The sequence below is a fragment of the Methylobacterium indicum genome (assembly GCF_001043895.1).
In the GTDB taxonomy this organism is placed as follows: domain Bacteria; phylum Pseudomonadota; class Alphaproteobacteria; order Rhizobiales; family Beijerinckiaceae; genus Methylobacterium; species Methylobacterium indicum.
This window is the reverse complement of the sequence record NZ_JTHF01000296.1, coordinates 1-4,703: the sequence shown is the minus strand read 5'-3', so window position 1 is coordinate 4,703 and position 4,703 is coordinate 1. Positions and strand designations below refer to the sequence as shown.

Below are 4,703 nucleotides of genomic sequence, written 5' to 3'. Positions count from 1 at the left end.
GCGCCGCCGGCACCTTGCGCCCCGGAACGAAGAAGCCCGCCCCCACCGGCGGGCTTCTTCGTTCCGGGGCGCAAGGTGCCGGCGGCGCAGTCCGGTCCGGGCTCGCCGGCCTCTACGACGCCATCCACCGCGCCCTCGCCCGGAAGGCCTGATCGATGCTCCGCTGTTCCGTCTTCCGAGCGCGCCTGCGCCTGCACCGCTGGTTCACCGCTGCCAAGGGCTATCGGGTCTACCTGCTGGCGCTCCTGCTGGCGCTGCCCGACATGCTCGACGCGCTCGCGGGGGTCGATCTAACGCCGTTCGTGCCGCCGGGCTACAGCGCCAAGGTCGCCTCGGGCCTCGCCATCGCGCGCATCCTGGTCGGGATCTACATCCGCCGGCTGCCGCCACCCCCGCCGCCGGGAGTACCCCGCTGATGGGCCTCCTCAACTGGATCTCGAACCCGATCGGCGCCGCCCTTGGCACGATCGGCGGAGGCCTCATCAAGGTCTTCGGCGACTCGGTGCTCGGGCCGATCCTGACGACCCTGCAGAACGGCCAGAACGGCCAGCGCGACGTCGCCGTGCAGGTGGTGCAGGCCGAGCTCGCGGCCAACCAGGCGAAGGCGGCCATCGCGCCTGCCTTCAAGGGGCTCATCTACGGGATCGGCATCCCGCCGGCCGTGCACTTCGGGGCGATCTGCCTCTCGGCCACCTTCGATCTGGGCTGGCCGGTGAAGGATCTGCCGGCCGCCTACGTGCCGATCGAGGCGACCATCCTCACCGCCTTCTTCGTCTCCTCCCCGCTGACCACGCTGGCCCGGGCCGGCGCCGCGCGCCTGCTGAAAGCCTGATGCCATGACCTCCCGAGCCACCGCCGAGCCCATCGAGGGCGCCGTCATCCTGCCCAAGAGAGCGCCTCTCTGGGCCGTGCTCGGCGTGGCGGTGACGCTCGGGTCGCAGATCGCGATCGCCTCCGGCTACGTCGCCAAGATCGAAGGGCGGCTCGACGGCTTCACCGAGTCGGACAACCGGATCACCAAGCGGTCGGACGAGCGGTATTCCGCGATCGTCGACCGCCTCGCCTCCCTGGAGAAGGACCGCAACGACACCTCGGGCCGGCTGATCCGCCTCGAGGAGCAGCTGCGCATGTCGGTCGACCTGCTGCGGGAGATCCGGGAGAGCATGCGGGCGCCGCCGCGACGCTGACCCCGCCCCGTCAACATCCGTCAACGCGCCCCGGGCTCCGGCTCGGGGCGCCTTTTTTGTTAGGGCTCGTTGCTCCGGGCGCGACTGACTGCCCGGAACCCGCCCCGCCGCCTACCCGTTGATCCGGCGATCTCATCGGACCCGAGACCCCTAGCCTTCAGCCCCGCCGGCAGCCGCCGAGCGGGGCGTTTTTCGCTTCAGCCCCACCCCTCCGGCCACGGCACGTCCTGGCCAACGACGATCCTCACCGGCGGGCGCATCCAGTTGCGGCGCGGGTCGGGCCCATGTCCATCCTGCGTCAGCAGCAGCGGTTGCCCGCGCTCGACGTGCCAGCGCAGGGCCTCGTCCAGGCTGGGACGAACGGCCTCGGCCGCCTCCTCCTTGGTCTTGGCCCGCCCCTGCTTCGTGATCCGCGTCGCTGCCGGGTAGGTGAGGCTCCAGACCCATTCGAGCCCGTGGATGTGGTCGGGGTGGGTCTTGTAGATCCGGGCGAACTGGCCGCCGCAGACGACGGCCAGGAAATCTGGGCCGCGCTCGGGCCAGGTGTGGCGCCATGTGATCGGGCTGACGCGGGGGCAGTCCGGCCTCATCTCCGTCAACGCTGTCGCCCTACTCCCTATCGATCGCGAGCAAGGTCCGCAGCAGCGCTGCCGAGAGGGCCATGTGCATGTCTGGACGGCCTGCCGTGCCGCCGAAGTGATTTCCGGTGCGGATGCCTGCGCACCAATCCGGCCTGCCAAATGTCCCGCTCAGCTCGATTTGCCCTTCAGGGACCATGGCCTGGATAAGCGAGAAAGCATGTTCAGAATTGCTCAACGGATTAAATTTATTAGAAAACATTCCCGGAAATTGAAGATCGTTGTAATTCTTTGATAGCAGCCACCGCATATTTATTTCTAGAGATTGGCTCGGCGCTTTAGCTGTCTCCAGCTTATGCAGAAGTTCATCTAGTTCATCGGAGCGAGCCACAGCGGATACCTCGTCAGGTGGGACAGTTTTATACCGCAGATAGTAAATTTTTCAACGAAAGGTTCAACCCTCTGCGGAGGCTGGGGATCGGCGGGAGAGTGGGTCACCGGCCGCCCCTCTCATCAATCCGCCGCGCCGCCCGCCTCAGGCCCGCCACCGCGGCCCAGGCGCAGGCCAGCACCAGGGCGGTGGTGAGGGCGAGGTAGGCGCCGGCACTCATCCGATCGACACAACCAGCACCGCGGTCTTGACCGTCCGCCGCCGCCGGGCGGGGCCAATGTTTGGAAATCACATCAGTCTACATCAGCAGTATTGTTGTAATACTACGTATTTTTGCTTAATTTTATCTAGAAGTTTATTGGCTAAATCGTCATCAACCTCATTTCTATCGGCGTCGAAAAACATATCCATAGATCTAATTGCGGAAGGGTGGTCTAGGGCGTAATCTGCTAGACCCTTAGACCTCTTCAGCATGAATTCAGCAAGCGATTTGCAGTAGTAATGATTTATTCGTAGCATGCCAAATACAGGTGATTTAGTTAGTTGATCCCTAACCGGCCGCATAGGGCTTCCATCCGAAAGAAGCACATCTCCCGGTTTCATGTAATGATTATGAATAAATGCCAGCTCAACAAACTCCGGCTTGCAGATCGATTTTACGTGATTATTGCTATGATAATCAACCTGGGAACATTTCGTAAATCTTTCGACGCATAGCCGGCCGTCATCCTCTTTTTGCCCCGATGACCCAAAAACACGCCAATTACAAAGAACCGATATTGCGTTCTGAAAATTATTTCTCAAGATGTCATCAACTCTCTCTCCAGAGAGAGGCACTATAAATTCATCCGCATCAATGATGGCAACCCATGTTGTTTCGCCGCCAAATCTCTGTATCATATCGCGGTAAGCGAGTACTTGGGGATTATCTCCATGGATCTTGCGCGGCCATTCCGTATATGTGCAAATTCCACGTTCATGCAATTTGCTTAGAATGCGCTTAGTGTCATCAGTGCTGTCATTGTCGTATATATAGAAATGATCAAAGCCGACCACTTGGTGAAACGCGATCCATTCTAGTAAATACCGGCTCTCGTTTTTTGCGATAAGACAAGCAGAAAGAAAATGCTTTTTAGTTAAAGATGAATATTCGCTCATGTCTCCACCCTCTCCCTAATGATTCTATAATTATGGCCTAAAGCCTTTAATAGCATACAACTCACCGGTGCTCATCTTTTACGATGCAACAAATCTATCGCCTTCTCGCTTAATTTCACTCTGCAAGCAATCATGCAGCGTAGTCCAACTTTGCACCATATTTTCATTAAAATTTTCCGGAAGAGCTCCAACGATCTTCACTTCCCTGTAAACGCACAGCCGCGGTTCTGCGTTGTCAGACATGGCGCTATCCTATCTGCGTCGAGTATGTGAAATCGCACGCTTAATCCATGGCGGGTCTAGCCGGACGTGCATTGAACCGGACGCCCAGGTCAAGATGCTTTTATGCCCGATTGCCCTATCCCACCAACGCTTGCGCTCCGTCGTAGGTCGTCCGGACCAGTCCCGCCTCGACCGGCCGCCGGGCCGGCGTCGCATCCTCCGCCGTAATCTCGTCGGTCGACCACTGGTGCGCCAGGACGGCCGCGGCGACGTCGATGCTGCCCTTTCCGATCTCAACCACGACCGGCTTCGACGGGTCCGCGAGATAGGCCGAGATCGCCGCGTCGAGCGCGTCGTCGGTGAGGAGCTTCTGCTTGTAGGCCTCGCCGCCGGTCATTGCTTGGTCTCCCAGATCGGGATCATGCCCGGCATCTTCACAGGCTCGTGCCGGTAGGCGGTCCACCTCCCGAGCTTGATCCATTCGGGCGTGACCTCGTGGATGTCGACCGAGAGCGTCACGAGGATCCCGCTGTAGTCCCCGCGGATCGTACCGAGTTCCGGGTGGACCCCGAAGAGCCGCAGCGTGTCCCACCCCGCCGCGTGCGCCTGCATCCCCCAGCGCTCGACGAACTCGCCGCAGCGCTGGTGCGTCTCGCGCCACTCGTCGGGCCGGAGCCCGCGGCACGGGACGACGCCCGGGGAGAGGCTGGCGAGGCCGCGGGACCAGGAGAGAACGGTGTCGGGGATGGTGAGTGTCATCCCCTGCCCTACCCTGCCGGCGGCGCTGTGGCGAGATGCGGGGCTGCACGAGGGGCTTGCCCAGAGCGTGAGTCCCGGGTACCTACGGACAGGGTTTCTGTCGCCGTTTCTGTCGCCGAAGCTGTGGTCCTGTCACAGATGACGCGCTAAGATACTGAAGACGAAGCCTGAGGGCCTGTAGCTCAATGGTTAGAGCCGACCGCTCATAACGGTCCGTCCAAGCCTGCGATCCCCTGGGCGGGACTCGTCTTTTTCGCGGCAGGGCACGGGAAACGGCACGGGAAATGGCTTCTTTAGATTGCCCGCAAGGTCGGTCGGCTTTTCGCTCTCGCCATCCGTGCTGAAGCGAATCGGCTCACTCAGGCCGCCATCTGCAGGACGCGATCACCCTAGTGCATTGACGCATTC

At 61.2% G+C, this 4,703-nt stretch carries 8 protein-coding genes and 1 tRNA gene; 4 read left to right on the top strand and 5 right to left on the bottom strand.

Annotated elements, in window-relative coordinates:
- Nucleotides 1–155: 155 nt before the first annotated feature.
- From QR78_RS27755 to QR78_RS27745, 3 genes are read left to right on the top strand one after another with little or no spacing between them, the layout of a single operon-like run.
- Nucleotides 156–416: a hypothetical protein gene (locus QR78_RS27755; protein WP_048430848.1), complete on the top strand. Its 261-nt coding sequence runs from the start codon at nucleotides 156–158 to the stop codon at nucleotides 414–416.
- Nucleotides 416–832, top strand: coding sequence for a hypothetical protein (locus QR78_RS27750; RefSeq protein ID WP_048430847.1), 417 nt, complete (start codon nucleotides 416–418; stop codon nucleotides 830–832). The genes QR78_RS27755 and QR78_RS27750 overlap by 1 nt, the downstream gene beginning before the upstream one ends.
- Before the next feature lie 4 nt (nucleotides 833–836).
- Nucleotides 837–1,187 (top strand): basic helix-loop-helix domain-containing protein, encoded by a 351-nt coding sequence (locus QR78_RS27745; RefSeq protein WP_048430846.1) that lies wholly within the window; start codon nucleotides 837–839, stop codon nucleotides 1,185–1,187.
- A gap of 197 nt (nucleotides 1,188–1,384) precedes the next feature.
- Here the strand turns inward: QR78_RS27745 and QR78_RS27740 are convergent, their stop codons facing one another.
- The 5 genes from QR78_RS27740 to QR78_RS27730 all read right to left on the bottom strand — a co-directional run bounded on the left by QR78_RS27740 (nucleotide 1,385) and on the right by QR78_RS27730 (nucleotide 4,295).
- Entirely contained in the window at nucleotides 1,385–1,786 is a 402-nt protein-coding gene (locus QR78_RS27740) for a hypothetical protein (protein WP_125901293.1), read from the bottom strand.
- Between the two features lie 10 nt (nucleotides 1,787–1,796).
- The gene (locus tag QR78_RS34495) at nucleotides 1,797–2,156 is read right to left on the bottom strand and encodes a hypothetical protein (protein WP_125901295.1); all 360 of its coding nucleotides are present in this window, start codon (nucleotides 2,154–2,156) and stop codon (nucleotides 1,797–1,799) included.
- A 303-nt stretch (nucleotides 2,157–2,459) separates the two neighbouring features.
- Nucleotides 2,460–3,314 (bottom strand): glycosyltransferase family 2 protein, encoded by an 855-nt coding sequence (locus QR78_RS33290; protein WP_082172069.1) that lies wholly within the window; start codon nucleotides 3,312–3,314, stop codon nucleotides 2,460–2,462.
- A 358-nt stretch (nucleotides 3,315–3,672) separates the two neighbouring features.
- The gene (locus tag QR78_RS27735) at nucleotides 3,673–3,933 is read right to left on the bottom strand and encodes a hypothetical protein (RefSeq protein ID WP_053221122.1); all 261 of its coding nucleotides are present in this window, start codon (nucleotides 3,931–3,933) and stop codon (nucleotides 3,673–3,675) included.
- The gene (locus tag QR78_RS27730; protein ID WP_048430844.1) at nucleotides 3,930–4,295 is read right to left on the bottom strand and encodes a hypothetical protein; all 366 of its coding nucleotides are present in this window, start codon (nucleotides 4,293–4,295) and stop codon (nucleotides 3,930–3,932) included. The genes QR78_RS27735 and QR78_RS27730 overlap by 4 nt, the downstream gene beginning before the upstream one ends.
- A 171-nt stretch (nucleotides 4,296–4,466) precedes the next feature.
- Here QR78_RS27730 and QR78_RS35175 point away from each other — a divergent pair.
- Nucleotides 4,467–4,665: transfer RNA gene (locus tag QR78_RS35175), tRNA-Ile, on the top strand.
- Nucleotides 4,666–4,703: the final 38 nt, after the last annotated feature.

Coding starts and splice junctions, on each gene's coding strand:
- QR78_RS33290 (WP_082172069.1), bottom strand. CDS start 3,314: ATGAGCGAATATTCATCTTTAACTAAAAAGCATTTTCTTTCTGCTTGT.
- QR78_RS27750 (WP_048430847.1), top strand. CDS start 416: ATGGGCCTCCTCAACTGGATCTCGAACCCGATCGGCGCCGCCCTTGGC.
- QR78_RS27745 (WP_048430846.1), top strand. CDS start 837: ATGACCTCCCGAGCCACCGCCGAGCCCATCGAGGGCGCCGTCATCCTG.
- QR78_RS27735 (WP_053221122.1), bottom strand. CDS start 3,933: ATGACCGGCGGCGAGGCCTACAAGCAGAAGCTCCTCACCGACGACGCG.
- QR78_RS27755 (WP_048430848.1), top strand. CDS start 156: ATGCTCCGCTGTTCCGTCTTCCGAGCGCGCCTGCGCCTGCACCGCTGG.
- QR78_RS27730 (WP_048430844.1), bottom strand. CDS start 4,295: ATGACACTCACCATCCCCGACACCGTTCTCTCCTGGTCCCGCGGCCTC.